Consider the following 18,015-nt stretch of genomic DNA (forward strand, 5'->3'; position numbering starts at 1 on the left):
ACGGCTCTGAATAACACTGCGGGTTGGACAATCCGGACCCTGCCAGGCAACTGCAAGGTTGTCCCCGCCGGACGCTTCCTTTTGCAGGGCACGGATGTAATAGCGCTGACCGGCAGTCAGGCTCCGGGCTGCAGATTTCTGTGTGGAATACTTGGTCCACTGACGTGAGTTGGTATAAGCGGTAGAGTAGGCAATCCGTGAACTATAGGCGGGATTGTCTGAGGTGCTCAGCCACAATTCACAGGCATCATCCGCGGCAATCCAGAAGGTGTATGAGCCGCTGGTTTGCGGTGTCAGATACCCTTCGATCCGGGTGCCATAATTGTCCAGCCAGTCTGTTGCCGATTCAAAAGTGGTAACCGTATCATACCGGTCCGGACTGTTGGGATATTTGGATGCACTGGTCAGATTGGAAATGCTCGAACCGCTGATATCGGTATAAACCTGTCGGGTCAGTGAACCTGTGGTTGTGAAATTCCATACGGGGCCTGAGATGGTGGTACCATTCTCCAGGATGGAATCCACCCGCCAGTAATAAACCGTATGGGTATTTAATGTTCCGGGGTTAAGTTGATTGGATGAGCAATAACCCAGAAATTCAGGACTGGCCGGTGTTGCTGCGGCAAGGGCTGTCGCGTCCGTTCCCAGGTAGATTCCATACATGACTGCCGAGGTGGTTCCCTGCCAGCTCAGCAGGGACTGTGTCGAAACCAGGGTGGCGTGGTCTTTGGGAGATGGGGCCATGGCCCAGGTGCCGTTGATCAGTGTTTGAATCTGCTGTTGGGTCAGGACTGAGTTGAAAATCTGAACCTCGTCCATCACACCCTGATACAACTGGTCGGCACTCCAGTTGCTTTTTCCGATGTAGGAATTGATTCGAGCGATTTTCTTGAATATGCCTGTTGTGCCGGATTGAATCAGAATGCCGTTTTTGTAGAGTTTGGCATTGCCGGCAGAATCCAGGGTTGCGGCGAAATGCTGCCACTGATTCAATTCGATGGCATTGGCGGCCCGCACTATACCGCCGCTGGAAGAACCGTTGTACGCTTCAAGTACCAGGTCATTGGTCGTTGAATAGCGTGCCAGCAGGATGTTATCCGAAGCGGAACCGTTGCCGAAATCAATAAAGCGTGCCCAGGTCTTGACCGCAGTCGGATAGGCCCACAGGCATACCGTGAAGCCTGTGCCGGGCGTGGAAGTGCCGTTGGTGATCTGTACAAAATCATCGACTCCATCAAATGAAAGGGCTTGGCCGCGGACTCCCGCGACAGCATTTTTTTCGAAGGTCATTCCGCCGTTTAATGTGCCGCTGCTGGCCATGGCGCTGGTGTCGGATGCGGTTGGACCCGCTAAATCATCAAACTTCCAGTATCCGAGAGTTCCAAATTGTTCCTGAAATGCCAACCCCGGCATCGATTGAATCCGCAGATCGTTGAGACTGGTGGTATAAATCGTCAGTTCGTCCAATCGTCCCCGAAACGGCTGACCGAACACCACAGCATTGCTTTTGCCGATAGTCAGGAGTCCGGAAGAGGCCGGCGTGTAAGGTATTTCTGTGGCTTCGGCGACGGCTTGTCCGTTGATGAAAATAAGGGCTTTTCCTCTGGAGAATGTGCAGCCAATATGCCGCCACAGGCCCGGGACTGCTGCAGGCTGACCAGCGGCTAAATCCGTGGATGCCCCCTGAGAGCCGATGGTAAAGTGCAGTCGGCCTTCGCTGTCCAGCCAGATCCGCCAGCCGGATCCGCTCGAATCGGAAGGAAATTTATCCAGTAATACCATCTCACCCGGGGTATCGCAACGCAGCCAGAATGCGGCACTGATGGAAGCGGCTGAATCGGCAACATTTGCAACCTGGGCATAATCGTCAATGCCGTCGAACATCAGACAGCGATCAAGATTGGCCAGGCCGTTTTTCCAAGTGTCCGAAGACCATGCTGGATTGCCGAACAACGTCAGCGTTTTCCCGGCGCCGCTGCTGTCATTGCCATTGCCGTCGAATTTCCAGTATCCCTCGGGGGCGCTGGCGCCAACAACCAAGCTCATTTGTCCGGATACCGCACTGATTTGCGTCAGGCTTAAACCCGATACCGTACCATTCCACCAGCGACTATTCGGCGAGGTGTAATCATCAAACTGGTCTTTATATCCGGCACGAAAAGAGTCATTGCTGTCGCCGCTGTTATTATTTTTTTCCAGATGGAACGCACCGTCCGCCTGTTCGAGAGAGACTTTGTAGTGGGATGACGGTGTCATTTCCTGATTGTCATTGCTGCCGGCTTCGTCGATGTGCCAAATGAGAAGTCCTTCGGCGGGCAGGACTTCGCTTCGACCGGTTTTCAGGCGGCTTTCAACCATGAAGAATTCTTTGGCATTGTTCGGATTGGTGTATTTCAAGCTGACATTGGCGTTGGCTGTCAGCTGCCGCAGCGTCCCGGCCGGGTCATTGGTGATGTCAATCACGGTTTCCCATCCGGTGGTGGAACGCAGATAACCGCAGGGAGGTACTGGTTTTTTGTCGTTGGGCCGTCCGCACATCACACAGAAATTACCGACTCCGCTCGATTCTCCGCCATAATCGTACAAATCAGGGTAGCCGCACACCATATGTCCGTTCTCATGGCAAAACACATAAATGGATGGGCTGCTGCCGATATTGCTCATCTGATAGTCACCAAAGGTAACCCCTTCATCCGTGGTGTATCCCGACCACCAGCCTTTATGGGGCCAAAGCCCTTTGCTCCAGCCGCAGGAAGGATTGCCGGCATAGAAAATATTTAATGCCCGAACCCGAGTTCCATTAAGACTCAGAATGCGGAAATCAAAACCCTTGGCATCCAGATCCCGAACGGCTTCATTGATCAGTTCGCTGGTTTTACCCCAACTGCTGCAATCTCCTTCGTAGTAGGATTTCGGGTTTTTAGCTCTGTAATATGCAGTGACATAATTGGTATATTGGAGCTTGCCGTTGGACACATCGTAAAAATAATCATAAACCGAGCCTGCATTACTGAACCCGGTGTAGCCGGGCTGATTGCAGTACTTTTCAATTTCGGCCTGTGATATCGTTGCAGGCTGATCAGAAAAATCAATCAGAATAGTCAGTCCGATAACCGACCCGGTCACAGGGGCCGCTGAAATATCCCCGGCAGGGCTGATGGTCTGGAAGGTCTCTATGGAGCTGTCTGCGGTCAGGGCAACATATTTCCGCGGATCAATGTGTTTCATATTGTCCAGGGCTTTTTGTCTGGCGACCTCTTTGCGAAGACGTTTTCTTTTTTCAATAAAAGGTTTTTTGTTATCCGGATTGCCTTGTTTCCATTTGGCCCCGGTAGCCTGTCGTGCTGAAGGCTCAAATACGGGATGATATGGGTCTATATTCACTTTATCGTCGTAAACCACACCCGTTGCCACAAACTCACTGTTATCCTCATTGGTCTGGGCATATTCAATCCAGCCGGTTTGAGGATTGCGAATCAGGGTGTAGCCATCCAGGGATTCGACATATTGGTAGTACTCATCTCCATAAACTCTTACCTGGACAGTACTTCCGTCGGGCTGCGAAAGCTCGTATATCTCCCCCCCATGTGGTGCACAAACAGCGGTCGATGCCAAACAGACGGCGATTATGGCGCAATATGTTTTAATCCAATTCATGAATTCTCCGGCTTTTTATGACCATAGACGCGTTCTATGTCTGATTTATCTTGTTCGATGCCAACCCCATTGAAGATTTTAACGTCAAATGCAACACCATAATAATATAATACTCAATTAAGGTCTTTTTTTTTAGGTCAAAAATTTTAATTTTTCCAGAACGACTACAATAAAAATCAGGATTTTTTTGTCCACTATAAAACTGAATCCGCCATATCTGCTTTTATATCAAACGGTGAGGGTTTTTCTTATTCATGAACGGGTTCTTGTTTGCGTAAATATCGGTTTTTTCCGGACATTGTAGGATATTTACGGGTTGACACATGCGTCAGAGTGAGCTATATTTTGCAATCTTTACTATTGGATGAGAAGATATTATGCGCCCCGGCGGTCGGGGTCTATACCAGAAACGCCATATAAAAATTAACAAATTTCAGATATAGGAGAAACAGAACATGGCAAAGGCGAAAGCTAAAGCTGCGGCCAAAAAAGCCTCCCCGGCCAAGGCCAAAAAGACAGTGTTCTTCTTCGGCAACGGCAAGGCCGAAGGGATGTCTGTCGCCAAAACGGAAAGCGAACGAAAGATGATTCTTGGCGGTAAGGGTGCTGGTTTGGCAGATATGACTGCTGCCGGGCTGCCGGTTCCTCCCGGATTTACCATTTCGATTCCCAACTGTGAAGAATTCTACCGGCTTGGCCGAAAGATTTCCGATGCATTAAAGGCGGAAGTGCGTGAAAACATGGCCAAAGTCGAAAAAGCCATGGGCAAGAAATTCGGCGATGTCAACGATCCGCTGCTGGTTTCGGTTCGTTCCGGTGCCGCTCGGTCGATGCCCGGGATGATGGAAACCATTCTGAACCTGGGTCTCAATGATCAGTCGGTTGAAGGCCTGGCGAAGAAGACCAATAATCCGCGGTTTGCGTACGATGCGTATCGTCGGTTTATCCAGATGTACAGCACCACGGCGATGGGATTATCCAAAGAGCCGATGGAAGAAATGCTGGCTCATGCCAAGCAGAGGGCCGGCGTCAAGACCGACCCTGAATTGAGTGCCGAGGCGCTCAAGGCATTGTGTGCCGAGTTCAAGAAATTCTACTCGGATAATATGAAAGGCCAGCCGTTCCCTCAGGATCCGTATGAACAGCTTTGGGGTGCCATTGCGGCTGTGTTCGGAAGCTGGGAAGCTGATAAAGCCGTAACCTATCGCCGCGTCGAAAAAATCAGCGATCTCAAAGGAACTGCGGTGAATGTTCAGACCATGGTGTTCGGCAACATGGGAGATCACAGCGGTACTGGTGTGTGCTTTACCCGCGACCCCAACACCGGCGAAAATGTATTCTATGGGGACTGCCTGATCAATGCTCAGGGTGAAGACGTGGTGGCCGGTATCCGGACGCCGCTGAAACTCGCCGAACTTGCCAAGCTGCTGCCCAAGGCTTACAAACAGCTTTGCCAGGTGCGAGTCCAGCTGGAAAAGCATTATAAGGATATGCAGGACCTCGAATTCACCGTGCAGGAAGAGAAGCTGTATATGCTTCAGTGCCGTACCGGCAAACGTACTGCGGCGGCCGTGTTCAAGATTGCTGCCGACATGGTCAAGGAAAAACTGCTGACCAAGGAAGAAGCGGTTGCACGCATTACACCTGAAGACATCGAACGGTTGTTCTATCCGCAGCTGGATGCCAAGGTTGCAAAGACCGCGACCAAGATTGCTACCGGTATTAATGCAGTACCGGGTGCTGCCGCCGGCAAGGTTGTTTTCACCGCCGCAGAAGCCGAAGAAATGGCCGAGCTGGGCGAAAAGCTGATTCTGGTCAGAAAAGAAACCAGCCCCGAAGATGTCGGTGGGATGCATGCTGCAGTCGGTATTCTGACCGCAACCGGCGGCAAGACCAGCCATGCAGCCGTGGTGGCCCGCGGGTGGGGCAAGTGCTGCGTCGTTGGCTGCGAGGCGCTGGATATCGATTATGCATCCAAATCCATGAAGGTTGGCGACAAGGTCATCAAGCAGGGCGACTTTATCACCATCGACGGCAACACCGGCGATGTCTATATGGGCAAACTGCCGTTGCAGCTGCCCGAGCAGCCCGCTGCCTATCAGACCATCATGAAATATGCCGATGAAATCCGAACCCTGAAGGTTCGTACCAATGCTGATACGCCGGCGGATGCCACCAATGCCATCAAGATGGGGGCCGAAGGCATCGGTCTGTGCCGAACCGAGCATATGTTCTTCGAAACCGAAGAACGCCGGCTTGCCATGCAGGAAATGATTGTGGCCGAATCCGTCGAAGCCCGCAAGGCTGCTCTGGCCAAACTGCTGCCGTTCCAGCAGAGCGACTTCGAAGGGATCTTCACCGCGATGAACAATAAGCCCGTGACCATTCGTCTGATTGATCCGCCGCTGCATGAATTCACTCCCAAGGACGAAGAAGGCTTCCGTAAGCTGAGCAATGTAACGGGTATTCCCGTCGAGAAGATCAAACATCGTTGCGAACAGCTTCACGAATCCAACCCGATGCTCGGTCACCGCGGCTGCCGTCTGTGCATCACCTATCCGGAAATTCTGGAGATGCAGGTTACCGCAATCATCAAAGCGGCCATCAACTGCACCAAGAAGGGCATCAAGGTCCTGCCGGAAATTATGATTCCGCTGACGATTGATAAGAAAGAACTGGCCATTCAGGTTGCCCAGGCTCGAGCCCTGGCAGACAGCCTGCTCAAAGAAGCCAAAGTGAAGGTCAAATACATGATCGGCACGATGATCGAAATTCCGCGTGCTGCCCTGTTGGCTGATGAAATTGCCGAAGTGGCTGAATTCTTCTCCTGCGGTACCAATGACCTGACCCAGATGACCCTGGGCCTGTCCCGTGACGATGCCGGCCGTTTCCTGCCGATTTACGTTGCCAGCGAAAAGGACGGAGGCAAGGGCATCTTCAAGGCCGATCCATTCCAGAGCCTCGATCAGGCTGGTGTTGGTATGCTGGTCAAGATGGCGATCGAAAAAGGCCGTTCAACACGTCCCGACCTCAAGGTCGGTATCTGCGGCGAACACGGTGGCGAAGCAGCCAGCGTGAAGTTCTGTCACAAAGTCGGCATGAACTATGTGTCCTGCTCGCCGTTTAGAGTGCCGATTGCCCGTCTTGCCGCTGCCCAGGCTGTGATTGCTGAAGGCTGCAGCTGCAAAGGCAAGTGCAAAACCAAAAAGAAATAAGCAATAACCCTTGCTTGTTCCAAATATAAAAGGCCTGTCGGTGACCCCGGCAGGCCTTTTTATTTTCGGCATATCGGGTATAATAGACCGCCAACGGAGACCAGACGATGCAGGAAAAGATAAAACAAGGTCGTGATTTCCTGAAAGCGGAATTGTGGGGCAGCGCCGATGCGATTGTTCCTGACCAGCAGCTTGGCAAGCCCTGTCCGCCGGTGGAAAAGCCATTTGACCCGCAGGCAAATCGAATACAACTTGCTTTGCCAAAAGAGTTTACGTTCAAAACGGCGGTTGCCGAAGTCATTGGTCAGCGTCGAAGCCGCCGCAAATTCAGCACCACCCCGTTAACACTCGATGAAGTCGCCTATTTATGCTGGGCCGCACAGGGTGTCCAGAAAGTGTTTGGAAAGGGCGAAGCCTTATTCCGCACGGTTCCCTCGGCGGGCGCCCGCCATGCCCTGGAGCTGTATCTGGCCGTTGGCCATGTGGATGGATTAGCCGCGGGGCTCTATCGGTATTTAGGTGTCGAGCATGAACTCTTGTTAATCCGGCCGGATTCGAACATCATGTCCAGTGTTGCCGCGGCCTGCTGCGGGCAGACCTGGATGAGCCGGGCGGCGGTCAACTTTATCTTTACCGCCATCCCGTATCGGATGGAATGGCGATACAGCACCGCCGCGGGCAAGCTGATTGCTCTGGATGCCGGCCACGCCTGCCAGAATCTGTGCCTGGCCGCCGAATCCATCGATGTGGGTGCCTGTGCTGTTGCGGCCTATCTTCAGCAGCCGCTGGATGACCTGCTTGGCATTGACGGCCGGGAAGAATTTGCAATCTATCTGGCCTCAGTCGGAAAAAAATAATTGCATTAAAACCGAACATTGAAACTTGGATATAGCCAAATTCAGGAGAACTGATTATGTCAACGACCCATACCCCATGCAAAAACCACGACCAGCATCTATGCAAGCTGACCAGTGATGGCCTGCACAAGTCTGACCCGAAAAAATACCATCAGCTCGTGCAGAACCCCGAATATGTCTGCAAAAGCTGCGGTCGGGTCGCGGCCAGCAAGGAAAGCCTATGCACCCCGGTCAAACTCGGCACGTTTGAAGAGTGATATTCATATAAACCGCTTTGAATCCGAGGCATTGATTTTAGGGTTCCTCTAAAAATTCATTTTGGCGGACAAAAATCTTCTCTTTACCGCTCAAAAGCAATTTTTAGAGCCACCCTTTAAAAAATAGCGGCAAAAAACCGCGTTCGGGTCTATATCCTTTATATGCCGGTTATTATTGAAGTGCACATGGAGTGAGAATGAACCTATGAATACGGATAAGGTGCTGTGTGGTGGGGGCAAATGGGTAGGGCCTGCTCTTTGCGGGGTGATTTGTTTGGCTGCCGGGTCCCTGGCTGGCGACAGTACCAGGACCGAATGGAAATTTGATTTCGGTTCTGGTCCCGTAGCCGCCGGCTATGTGCAGGTCGTACCGACGACTGTCTATACGGCCGAGGCCGGCTATGGTTTCGAGGGCCAAACCCTGGTGGTCGGTTCTGATTCGAGCGGCAAGGATGCTCTGACGAGCGATTACTGCACCGCCGATAAGCCGTTCCTGTTTTCGGTGGCTGTGCCGGAGGGCAATTACCGTGTTACAGTGACACTGGGTGCCGAAGATACCGCTGCCGAGACCACCATCAAGGCTGAATCGCGCCGTCTGATGGTTGAAAAGGCCCAAACCAAACCCGGTGAATGGATCCGCCGGACATTTACAGTCAACGTTCGCAATAGTCAGATAGACGGTGGGGGACAGGTACGTATTAATGACCGAGAGAAGAGGGCTTTTCACTGGGATGATCGCTTGACGCTGGAATTCATTGGAAAGCGGCCCTGTGTCTGTGCCATCGAAATAAAAAAGGTTGATGATGCGATCACTGTGTTTCTGGCCGGCGATTCGACCGTCACCGACCAGCCCCAGGAACCCTGGGCCTCCTGGGGCCAGATGCTGACGCGATTTTTCAAACCCGAGGTTGCCGTTGCCAATCATGCTGAGTCCGGCCGGCGGCTCAATTCGTTTATGAGCGAAAAGCGGCTCGATAAAATCCTCAGCCAGATCAAAAAGGGCGACTACCTGTTCATCCAGTTTGCCCATAATGATATGAAGCAGGGCACACCGGAGGAAGTCAAGTATCAGGATTCACTCAAGCATTTCATCCATGAAGCCCGCCGTCGCGGTGCCCATCCGGTTCTGGTGACTTCCATGCACCGCCGCCGGTTCGATGAACAGGGAAAAGTCGTGGATACGCTGGCCGGTTTTCCAGAAGCCATGAGACAGGTTGGCAAATCCGAAAGTGTGCCGCTGATCGACCTTAATGCCATGAGCAAACTATTCTACGAGGCTTTGGGGCCGGAGGGGTCCGCAAAAGCCTTTCAGGATGGCACCCACCATAACAATTACGGCGCCTACGAACTGGCCAAATGCGTTGTCGAGGGCATCAAAGTCAATCTTCCAGAGCTGGCTAAGCATCTGACCAACGATAGTCCTGCATTTGATCCCGCCAAACCCGATCCGGTTGAGTTGATCAATATCCCCGCCAGCCTTGCTTTCGATCCTGTGACGCCGGAAGGCAGCTGAGCCTCTGTCTGAATCGCGGCTCTGGCAAAGAACCGTGAGACCGCGTCCTGATTTTATGGAAGGGTAATCACATAGCGGCCCGATCCCTTGAGTCCCAGTGTGAATGTCAGCAAGTCTCCTTTCATCGTATAATCTATCTTGCCCAGGTCGTTCTGCGTGCCGGCCGCAAGCGCCCGGACCTCGATTTTGTCTGCCACTGCCTTGGGAGCCAGTGCCTTGAGATTCAACCGGATGTTGAACGTCTTATCCCGCGGATAAGGAAATACGGTTAATGCATTTTTATCCTTCTGAATCTTGACCGAGCCATCCGTTGCCACAGTACCGAAATCGACCCATGTGCCCGCCGGATTCAGATGAGCTTTAAAATCCACTTGTGTCCTGTCTTTGGGTTGATATTCCGTGCTGCAATCAGTCACGATAACGTTTTTGATCTTGCCGTCTTCGCGATGGAATTGCAGCCGCCCCAGTACAATCCGCGTTCCATCCGCCGTCGGTCCCGACAGCATCAGCCGTCCGTCTTGATTGAACAGACCCATGGTCAGATCATAGGTATCATATCCATCCACAGGTAGTTTGATTTCATAAGGTCCGTCCAACACGGTTTCGCCGGGCTTCCATTGGCTGGTCGGCCGGGCCAGCCGGTGATCCTGCTGAAATTCAACATGTTCGCCACGATGGCTCTGTGCATGAATAAAATGTACAAAACAGGAATAATCTGCATCGACCGATTCCTCCACCTGCCACGCATACAGGACACGAATCCTGCCGTCACCCAAATACTCCATCTTTTCCAGCCGCGGCGTAATCGCTCTGGCCGTTCGCAGATACGGCATATTGAATGATGTCCGGGCATCGACAAACACATACTCCGGGCACGACACATAATCGGCATACTTGCCATCCTGCAGGACCATGCACGCTTCAGTATCAGGCCCCAGTGCCAGAAATCCCCATTGCGGCAGAACACGCCCCTCAACTGTCCACGGCGTCTGGTTCCAGTTGACCCACACTGTCAGTCCGCTGTCATACTTGATTCGCTGCCGTCCGCGCTGTCCCACTGCCAGTGCTACGGATGCCGAGACATACGTTCCGTCAATCTCATACCTGATTTCGGTCGGTTTGGCTGTCCCATATAATGCCTGCACCGCGTGCATGATGTGGTGCTCCTTGGCCACCCACTGGATATTCGCTGTCTGTGCATTGCCGATAAAACCGGCATGTCCGTAGGCAATTTCCTGCGCGCGGTACTGATCCACCTGTTTGACGGACCCTGCGTCCCTGCCCCATTGCATCCCATAGCCCGCATCGAACCACCGCTCATAATACCCCATACCGTGATTGACCATCTGGGGATGAATCTTGAGTAAATCAAAATCCAGACATGGCTGATGCCCCTGCCCGCCGGCCACCTGGGCCTCGACACCGTCACATCGTCCCGCCCAGTAGAAATGATTGGCCCCCTCACCGAACAGCGGTCCTTGGTGCGTATCCCGCATATACTGGAATAATTCCGTATCGTACTTGACCTTGGCCAGCGCCATCGCTGCCATCGGCTGTCCCGCCTCATGGTCCAGCTGATGCCACGGCGGCACACACGTATGCACATCCAGATACGCCGCGTTGGTTCTGAATCGCTTGTGAATTTCCGGTGTGTTCTGTTTGGCAAAATCCAAAGCCATATTGCACTTCAGGCCGAAGCTCTGCACCTTCGTTCCTTCGTTATACCATGCCGGCGATGGCGTCCCATCCGCACGAAGCACCCTCGCCGATTCCCGATACGATGGCGCATCGGGGTACAAGTCAATATAGTTCTCATGCAGCGACCACGTATAGCCGCAATCATGGGCCGCCTTGCCGAATTCTATCATCCCTTCATCGCCGCCAAAGTCCGGATTGGCCGGCAGATGGTCGGGCAGCTTGACATCATATCCGTACCGCTGCCAGACATGCGAGATAATCGCCAGATGATCCACGCCGTTGTCTTTGAGTGTTCGCAGCAATTCCGCATCACCCTGATATGTTCCCTGGTAATGTCCCCAGATATCCAGCATCACCAGCGGCCCAAGCTGCTGCAGATACGGTGACGGCGGATGCGGAATATTCGGCAGCACCTCGCCCACATCCGGCGACACAGCCACATACCCGCTTTCGAGCAGCGTATTATAGGTGCCGTCGGTCTTCGGCTCATAACGGGCCTCGCCTTCCGGACAGGCCGACGCGTGAGACACCGTCCAGTCCAGATACCGACAGACATATACCTGATTGGCTGGCAGATACGTCACCATTCCCCCTGTCGGATTGGCCGAAAGATACGGAATCCCAAACAGCTTTCGCAGTGGTGCCCCGCAGACCTGTCCCAGCGACAACCCTGCCAATACGGGCTGGTCACACTTGGCCTTGACTGTCATCGCCTTGCCGATGATGCCAAACTGCCATTGTACCTGAAATGAGACGTCCTCTATCGCATAAGCCCAAATCACTTCCAGTGTCCGTCCGCCATGGGTCAGTCTGATGCTCTCGGCCTTGCCGCCGCGGGCCGGGAGAACTTTCTTATTCACAATCACATGGACTCCGCCCGACCCCGCGGGCTGGAATGGCGGCTGGTTATCCATCTGGACGGTAAAATCATCGAGCGTTCCCGATTCCGGCACATAGTGATACACAATTCTGGCATCCTTGCCTTCGTAGATAAAATCATACCCTACTGCTGTCTTGTGGATGGCATTGGTCGCGGGCAGCAGGTTCGACGGTGTCACGCCCTGTCCCGGCCGGTTGGCCAGTGCCAGCAGGCTTGCCCCCTCTGTCGCCCGGTATGCCTGCGTAGCCGTCAGCCGCTTGACTGTATCCGACCGGGCCTCCCCGGCTGTTCCGGCTGTTATGCTCGCATCGCCAAAATATGAAAAGTCAAAGGCAGAATTGTTCTTTGGCCCCGGCTCCACTTGCAGCCGCACTGTGATGTCTTTTCCCGCATATTCGGACAAGTCAAAACGGAAGTCTTCCCACCTGCCCTCGTTATGATGTTTACGCATCAGCTCTTTTTCGCCCGCCCCGGCCAGCAGGGTGCAGCCAAACGTCACGCCATCGCTTTTATCCGGCGTTGCAATATCCGGCCGCATCGCAATCCCGAATGACAGCGTCACCGGCTTTGTCTCCGGCAGCCGCAGCCGGTAATCGACCCAGGTCTTTCCCGCCGGCACCCGCCAGGGGGAATGGATCAGGATGCCCTCCCGTCCCAGCAGATGTTCCCCCGGCCGGTACATTATTCCGCTGGCCTCATCGGTCCCCACCCACGACGCAGGCATCCCGACGGCCTCTTGACCGTAGGATTGATAACGAATCTGATAGACCCCCACGTCCGCCAGCGAAGTGTGGCCCGCAGGCAGTTCCACCGGCTCGCTTGCTGCTAAAACCCCCGCCGTGCAGCATGCTATCCACCCCCAAAACACCCGTCCTGCTGTCATCTTGTTCATCGTCATATCTCCGTATGGATTTGGATATTGCGGCCAAACCCTCTCTCTTTGACGCAAACAATGGATACAACGTTACTTAAATTTATGTTGTGTCATTGCATCGCAGGCGGCCAGTCCCCGTCGCTGGAAAATTTCCCTGCAAGGATAGAGCCGATAATCCAGTCGTTATGGCAAAGCAAAGAATGTTTTGCTGTTCGTGGTTAGGTGATTGGCGAAGGTATCAAGGTCCAGATGATGCAGTTCGGCCAGGCACTTGGCGGTGTGGATAATGAGTGCAGGTTCATTGGGCTGAATCCGCCGAACAGGTTCGGGGGAGATATACGGACAGTCGGATTCGAGCATCAGCCGGTCCAGCGGAATGGTTTTAGCAACTTCGCGGAGAGCATCGGATTTTTTAAACGTTACCGTGCCGGTAAAAGAGATGTAATAACCGCGGTCGAGCACAAATTTGGTCTGTGCAAAATCACCACCGTAGCAGTGGATGACAATATTGGGAATTTTGTCACGATATTCGGCCAGAATTGCCATCGAATCGTCAAAGGCCTGCCGCGTGTGGATGATAACGGGCTTGTGATAACGTGCCGCGATCTCCAGATGTGCCCGAAAGACACGTTCCTGATTAGCAGGCACGACATTGTCGTAGTGATAATCCAGCCCTGTCTCGCCGATGGCGACGACTTTTTCGGCTTGTACGGCCTGTTCGAGAAAAGCAATATCGTCGTCGGTGACTTCATTCGCATGGTGGGGATGAAAGCCCACCGCGGCAAACATGTTGTCGAACCGCTGAGCCAGTTGAACAGCTCGCTGATTGTGCATGCGGTCGGTGCCAATGGTAATCCATCCGGTAACGCCGGCTTTGCGGCTGCGGGACAGGACATCATCGATCTGGTTTTCCAGTTCGGGATAGGTCAGGTGGGCATGGGTATCAATCAGGTTCATAATCAAATCAAACATTCACTATCCAACTTAGGGTATGGCCTTCAGCAGTATTAATGGGATAACGCAGGTAATATATCGAGTTACGGTACAAAGGCATTCCGGTAATGTCGGATTTCCGGGCTTCCGGTTCTGCCGAGAACCACCGTAACAACGTCGAACCGCAAAGGCCTGTCTGAAAGATGGTATTGTCTCAGAAAGCACTTTGCGGTTCGATAGAGCAATTTCTTTTTGTGTGTGGTGATCGCACGAACTGCCGGAGTAAACTCTTCATCGCGTCGGCTTTTGACCTCGACAAAGACAATTGCCCGGCCGTCGGCCATCACCAGGTCCAGTTCGCCTTTTTCGGCACGCCAGTTACGGGCCAGGGGCTTATAGCCCAGCTTGACCAGAAACCGGCAGGCCCGGGTTTCACCCCATTGGCCCAGCTTTGCCGGATTCCGCAGCAGACGCGCCCTTGCGAACGGCCACAGCCACACAGCATCCTCCGTTTATTTGCCGGAGGTATGTTCGCTGTGCCGCTGGGACAGCTTGACGCCCTTGCCGGTACGCTTGCGGAGGTAATAGAGCTTTGCCCGACGGGCCTTGCCGCTGCGGATCGGGACGACTTTTTCAATATTGGGTGAGTTAATCGGGAAGATACGCTCGACACCCTGTTCACCGACCATGCGGCGGACGGTAAACATTTCATTCATCTTGCTGCCTTTTCGGGCGATGACGGTACCGCTGAAAATCTGGATGCGAGTTTTGTCGCCTTCCTGAATCTTGCAGTGGACTTCGACGGTGTCGCCGATTTCAAAATACGGCTTTTCCGCCTTGAGGCTCTTGGCTTCCACAGCCTGTATCAATTTGTCTTTCACGGATATACTCCTGTATCTTATTCGTTAGTATTGGTTTTCGTTGAGTTGCTCTGCTGCTGTTGCAGATATTTTGCCCACAGATCCGGCCGCTGTTTCTGCGTCCGTTCGATCCGCTGCTGCAATCGCCATTCGGCGATTTTGGCGTGGTTTCCTCCCAGCAGGATAGGCGGAACAGTCATTCCGCGGAAATTTTCCGGCCGGGTATAATGGGGATACTCGAGCAGACCGTCGGTAAACGATTCGTCATGGGCAGACTGATTGTCGCCCAGAGCGCCCGGCAGGAGCCGAACGACGGCATCAATGACGACCATAGCCGACAATTCACCTCCGCTGAGGACGTAATCGCCGATGGAAATCGCTTCGGCATCGAGGCCGGTGCGAATTCGCTCGTCGAATCCTTCATAGCGACCGGCGATCAGAATCAGCCGTTTTTGAGCGGCCAGTTCTATTGCCATCTGCTGATTGAAGGGTTTTCCCTGAGGACACATCAGCAGGACTTTTCCCGGTTCCGGGTCCAGGCTGCGGACGTGGTCCAGGCAGTCGAAGACGGGCTGGCACATCATGACCATACCCGGGCCGCCGCCATACGGGCTGTCGTCCACCTTGCGGTAGTTGTCGAGAGCAAAATCTCTGATATTTGAAAGAGCAATCTGAACGATATTCTGCTGCTGGGCCCGTTTGAGTATCGAGAAGCTCAGGGGCGATTCGAACATCTCGGGAAACAGCGTCAGGATATCGATACGCATTCGTTAAAGAACCTTATTCGCTTTCTTTCTTTTCGACCTTGAAGTAGCCTGCGGCGATTTTTTCGGCCTTGGTATAAGGCTGTTTGGCCTTACGGGCGATCTCGCGGGCTTTCTTGCGGCGAGCCTGCAAATCTTCGTACCAGGCGCACTTGACACCCTGCTTGACGATGATTTCAGCGACGGTTTCAGTGGGGATGGCCCCCTGTTCGAGCCAGAATTTGATCCGCTCGAGATTCAGGACCAGCTGTTTGGAGCTGTCCTTTTCGATCGGATCATAGTGGCCCAGCTTTTCGAGGATACGTCCGTCTCTGGGCGTCCGGCTTTCCACCGCATTGATGCGGAAGAACGGCCGATGACGGCGACCCATCCGGGTCATTCTGAGTTTTACTGCCATGTGTGTTACCTTTCTTACTCATATAGTTAATCATTGCGCCAGACACGGTGTCAGGCACAAGCACGTTACAACGTCAGCATTAAAAAGGTAAAAGGCTGTCTTATTTCAACAACACCAACCCAGTCTTGAATGACAAAATCGACTCATTTTGCCATTTTCCTTTTTACTTTTTCCTTAACTCTAACACAAAGCCGTTAAAAAATAATGCTGCCAGGGCCGCATCCGCCCCGGCATCCGCAGCCAGTTTCTGAATCTGCGAGTCGCTCAGGCGATCGGCAGCGGCTTTTTCCTGGGGCGTCATCACCGCGACCAGCCGGCACAACTGTTCATATTCCTCCCGACTGGGCGCCTGCAGCACAGCCAGTTCACTGGACCCGCGGCTGTCTTGAAACTGCTTTCGCAACTGTTTCGCGAACGGCTCATCCACAAAACGTCCCACGCCAGCCAGATATTGTTCGATTGTCAGCGGCATATAGCCCGCCCGTCTTATCGTCGTTTTCTTGGTGAGCGATGTCTGGGCTGCGGGCCTTTAATCTTGACTCCGCCGGACATGGCGCTGAAAATGTCCACCTTGCCGGACAGAAGGCTTTTGAAGGCACCCAGGCCGCCGCCCGAGAGGGCTTTCATCATATCGCGACTGCGTTTAAAGGTTTTAATCAGGCCGGCAACTTCCTGAACATCGCGACCGCATCCGCGGGCGATACGTCGCCGGCGAGAAGAATCGATCATATCCGGATTCTGCCGTTCCTGGGGGGTCATCGAATGAACAATCCCCTCGATTTTATTGATTTCACTGTCGTCGATATCCATCTGACTCAGCCCACCCATGCCGGGCATGAGTTTGAGCAGACTGGACATTCCGCCCATCTTGCGAACGGCCTGCATTTGTTTGAGAAAATCATCGAAGCCGAAAGTGCCCTTGGCCATCTTGGTCTGCATCTTCTGGGCTTCGGCGGCGTCGAACTGCTCCTGGGCCTTTTCCACCAGCGAGACGACATCACCCATGCCGAGAATCCGGCTGGCCATGCGGTCGGGGTGGAATTCCTCGAGCTTTTCCATCTTTTCACCGACGCCGATGAATTTGATCGGCTTGCCGGTGACGGCCTTGACGGACAACGCCGCACCACCGCGGGCATCACCATCGAGTTTGGTCAGGATGACACCATCCAGTTCAAGGGCTTCATTAAAGGCCTTGGCAGAATTGACTGCGTCCTGGCCGGTCATCGCATCGCATACCAGATAAATCTGGTGCGGGTTGACTGCTGCCGCGACGTCTTTGATCTGCCCCATCATTTCCGGGTCAATATGCAGCCGGCCCGCGGTATCAAGGATGACGACATCGCAGCCTTTGGTTTTGGCGTGTTGAATGCCGTTTCTGGCTACGCGGACAGCGTCCTTGGTATCGCGTTCGGTATACACTTCCACGCCAAGCTGTTCGCCGAGCGTGCAGAGCTGATCGATGGCAGCAGGACGCTGAAGATCATCGGCAACCAACAGGGGCTTTTTGCCTTTGGCTACCAGATATTTGGCCAGTTTGCCGCTGGTGGTGGTTTTGCCGCAGCCCTGAAGACCGGCCATCAGGATCACGGTTGGCCCTGGTGTAACAAAGTAAATGCGTGTGTCCACGGGACCCATCAGCTTAACCAGTTCGTCATAGACGATTTTGATCATGACCTGGTCCGGCCGGAGACTCTTAATCACCTCAGCCCCTAAAGCGGCTTCCTGGACATCTTTGCAGAACTGTTTGACAATGTGATAATTGACATCGGCCTCCAGCAGTGCCTTGCGGACCTCGCGCATCGCATCGGCGACATTGGACTCCGTAATGCGTCCGCGTCCCGATAGGGATCGGAATACCGAACTGAATTTTTGTGTTAAAGCGTCAAACATTTCAAATCACATACATCGTTTCAAGTCTTCTCTGCCGCCTCCAGAGGCGGCATCTGCGCAGGGATTGCCCGACAGAAACGTCGAATTGTAGTCAATCGGAAGGCTTTTTTCAAGATGAAAATACAGAAACCGCGGAATTATCCAGATAAAAGATAATAATGGTCTGTATAGTCAGGTGTGTAGCTATGATATAGCTGATTTGACGAAAAGAAGGTATGGA

General features: G+C 53.3%; 13 protein-coding genes. 4 read left to right on the forward strand and 9 right to left on the reverse strand.

Features of this window, described 5'->3' with window-relative positions:
* Window positions 1–3,657, reverse strand: a 3,657-nt coding sequence (locus tag ACQ9LF_RS06760) for a LamG-like jellyroll fold domain-containing protein (protein WP_462488621.1), incomplete at its 3' end; no start/stop codon positions are given.
* 455 nt (window positions 3,658–4,112) lie between these two features.
* Here ACQ9LF_RS06760 and ppdK point away from each other — a divergent pair.
* From ppdK to ACQ9LF_RS06780, 4 genes are all read left to right on the forward strand, one after another.
* Window positions 4,113–6,872, forward strand: coding sequence for a pyruvate, phosphate dikinase (gene ppdK, locus ACQ9LF_RS06765; RefSeq protein ID WP_462488622.1), 2,760 nt, complete (start codon window positions 4,113–4,115; stop codon window positions 6,870–6,872).
* Between the two features lie 107 nt (window positions 6,873–6,979).
* Window positions 6,980–7,729 (forward strand): SagB/ThcOx family dehydrogenase, encoded by a 750-nt coding sequence (locus tag ACQ9LF_RS06770; protein WP_462488623.1) that lies wholly within the window; start codon window positions 6,980–6,982, stop codon window positions 7,727–7,729.
* A 56-nt stretch (window positions 7,730–7,785) separates the two neighbouring features.
* Entirely contained in the window at window positions 7,786–7,986 is a 201-nt protein-coding gene (locus tag ACQ9LF_RS06775) for a hypothetical protein (protein WP_462488624.1), read from the forward strand.
* A gap of 205 nt (window positions 7,987–8,191) precedes the next feature.
* Window positions 8,192–9,499: a rhamnogalacturonan acetylesterase gene (locus ACQ9LF_RS06780; RefSeq protein WP_462488625.1), complete on the forward strand. Its 1,308-nt coding sequence runs from the start codon at window positions 8,192–8,194 to the stop codon at window positions 9,497–9,499.
* Window positions 9,500–9,552: 53 nt separating this feature from the next.
* On the opposite strand, the gene ACQ9LF_RS06785 is transcribed toward ACQ9LF_RS06780, so the two are convergent.
* From ACQ9LF_RS06785 to ffh, 8 genes are all read right to left on the reverse strand, one after another.
* Window positions 9,553–12,969, reverse strand: coding sequence for a DUF5696 domain-containing protein (locus tag ACQ9LF_RS06785; protein WP_462488626.1), 3,417 nt, complete (start codon window positions 12,967–12,969; stop codon window positions 9,553–9,555).
* Window positions 12,970–13,134: 165 nt separating this feature from the next.
* The gene (locus ACQ9LF_RS06790; protein WP_462488627.1) at window positions 13,135–13,923 is read right to left on the reverse strand and encodes a TatD family hydrolase; all 789 of its coding nucleotides are present in this window, start codon (window positions 13,921–13,923) and stop codon (window positions 13,135–13,137) included.
* A gap of 65 nt (window positions 13,924–13,988) precedes the next feature.
* Window positions 13,989–14,384: a YraN family protein gene (locus tag ACQ9LF_RS06795; protein WP_462488628.1), complete on the reverse strand. Its 396-nt coding sequence runs from the start codon at window positions 14,382–14,384 to the stop codon at window positions 13,989–13,991.
* Window positions 14,385–14,396: 12 nt separating this feature from the next.
* The gene (rplS, locus tag ACQ9LF_RS06800) at window positions 14,397–14,765 is read right to left on the reverse strand and encodes a 50S ribosomal protein L19 (RefSeq protein WP_462488629.1); all 369 of its coding nucleotides are present in this window, start codon (window positions 14,763–14,765) and stop codon (window positions 14,397–14,399) included.
* A 17-nt stretch (window positions 14,766–14,782) separates the two neighbouring features.
* Window positions 14,783–15,511 (reverse strand): tRNA (guanosine(37)-N1)-methyltransferase TrmD, encoded by a 729-nt coding sequence (gene trmD, locus ACQ9LF_RS06805; RefSeq protein ID WP_462488630.1) that lies wholly within the window; start codon window positions 15,509–15,511, stop codon window positions 14,783–14,785.
* A gap of 13 nt (window positions 15,512–15,524) precedes the next feature.
* Window positions 15,525–15,905 (reverse strand): 30S ribosomal protein S16, encoded by a 381-nt coding sequence (gene rpsP / locus ACQ9LF_RS06810; protein ID WP_462488631.1) that lies wholly within the window; start codon window positions 15,903–15,905, stop codon window positions 15,525–15,527.
* Between the two features lie 163 nt (window positions 15,906–16,068).
* Window positions 16,069–16,377: a hypothetical protein gene (locus ACQ9LF_RS06815; protein WP_462488632.1), complete on the reverse strand. Its 309-nt coding sequence runs from the start codon at window positions 16,375–16,377 to the stop codon at window positions 16,069–16,071.
* 14 nt (window positions 16,378–16,391) lie between these two features.
* Window positions 16,392–17,795 carry a signal recognition particle protein gene (gene ffh / locus ACQ9LF_RS06820; RefSeq protein WP_462488633.1) on the reverse strand — a complete coding sequence of 468 codons (1,404 nt, stop codon included), beginning with the start codon at window positions 17,793–17,795 and terminating at the stop codon, window positions 16,392–16,394.
* Window positions 17,796–18,015 lie beyond the last annotated feature (220 nt).

The organism is Anaeroglomus insulsum (assembly GCF_050689095.1).
Classification (GTDB): Bacteria; Planctomycetota; Phycisphaerae; order Sedimentisphaerales; family Anaerohalosphaeraceae; genus Anaeroglomus; species Anaeroglomus insulsum.

Bases quoted from the DNA above. Each gene is read 5' to 3' on its own strand.
- ACQ9LF_RS06790 (WP_462488627.1), bottom strand. From the start codon at position 13,923: ATGTTTGATTTGATTATGAACCTGATTGATACCCATGCCCACCTGACC.
- ffh (WP_462488633.1), bottom strand. From the start codon at position 17,795: ATGTTTGACGCTTTAACACAAAAATTCAGTTCGGTATTCCGATCCCTA.
- trmD (WP_462488630.1), bottom strand. From the start codon at position 15,511: ATGCGTATCGATATCCTGACGCTGTTTCCCGAGATGTTCGAATCGCCC.
- ACQ9LF_RS06780 (WP_462488625.1), top strand. From the start codon at position 8,192: ATGAATACGGATAAGGTGCTGTGTGGTGGGGGCAAATGGGTAGGGCCT.
- ACQ9LF_RS06775 (WP_462488624.1), top strand. From the start codon at position 7,786: ATGTCAACGACCCATACCCCATGCAAAAACCACGACCAGCATCTATGC.
- rpsP (WP_462488631.1), bottom strand. From the start codon at position 15,905: ATGGCAGTAAAACTCAGAATGACCCGGATGGGTCGCCGTCATCGGCCG.
- ppdK (WP_462488622.1), top strand. From the start codon at position 4,113: ATGGCAAAGGCGAAAGCTAAAGCTGCGGCCAAAAAAGCCTCCCCGGCC.
- ACQ9LF_RS06770 (WP_462488623.1), top strand. From the start codon at position 6,980: ATGCAGGAAAAGATAAAACAAGGTCGTGATTTCCTGAAAGCGGAATTG.
- ACQ9LF_RS06815 (WP_462488632.1), bottom strand. From the start codon at position 16,377: ATGCCGCTGACAATCGAACAATATCTGGCTGGCGTGGGACGTTTTGTG.
- ACQ9LF_RS06785 (WP_462488626.1), bottom strand. From the start codon at position 12,969: ATGAACAAGATGACAGCAGGACGGGTGTTTTGGGGGTGGATAGCATGC.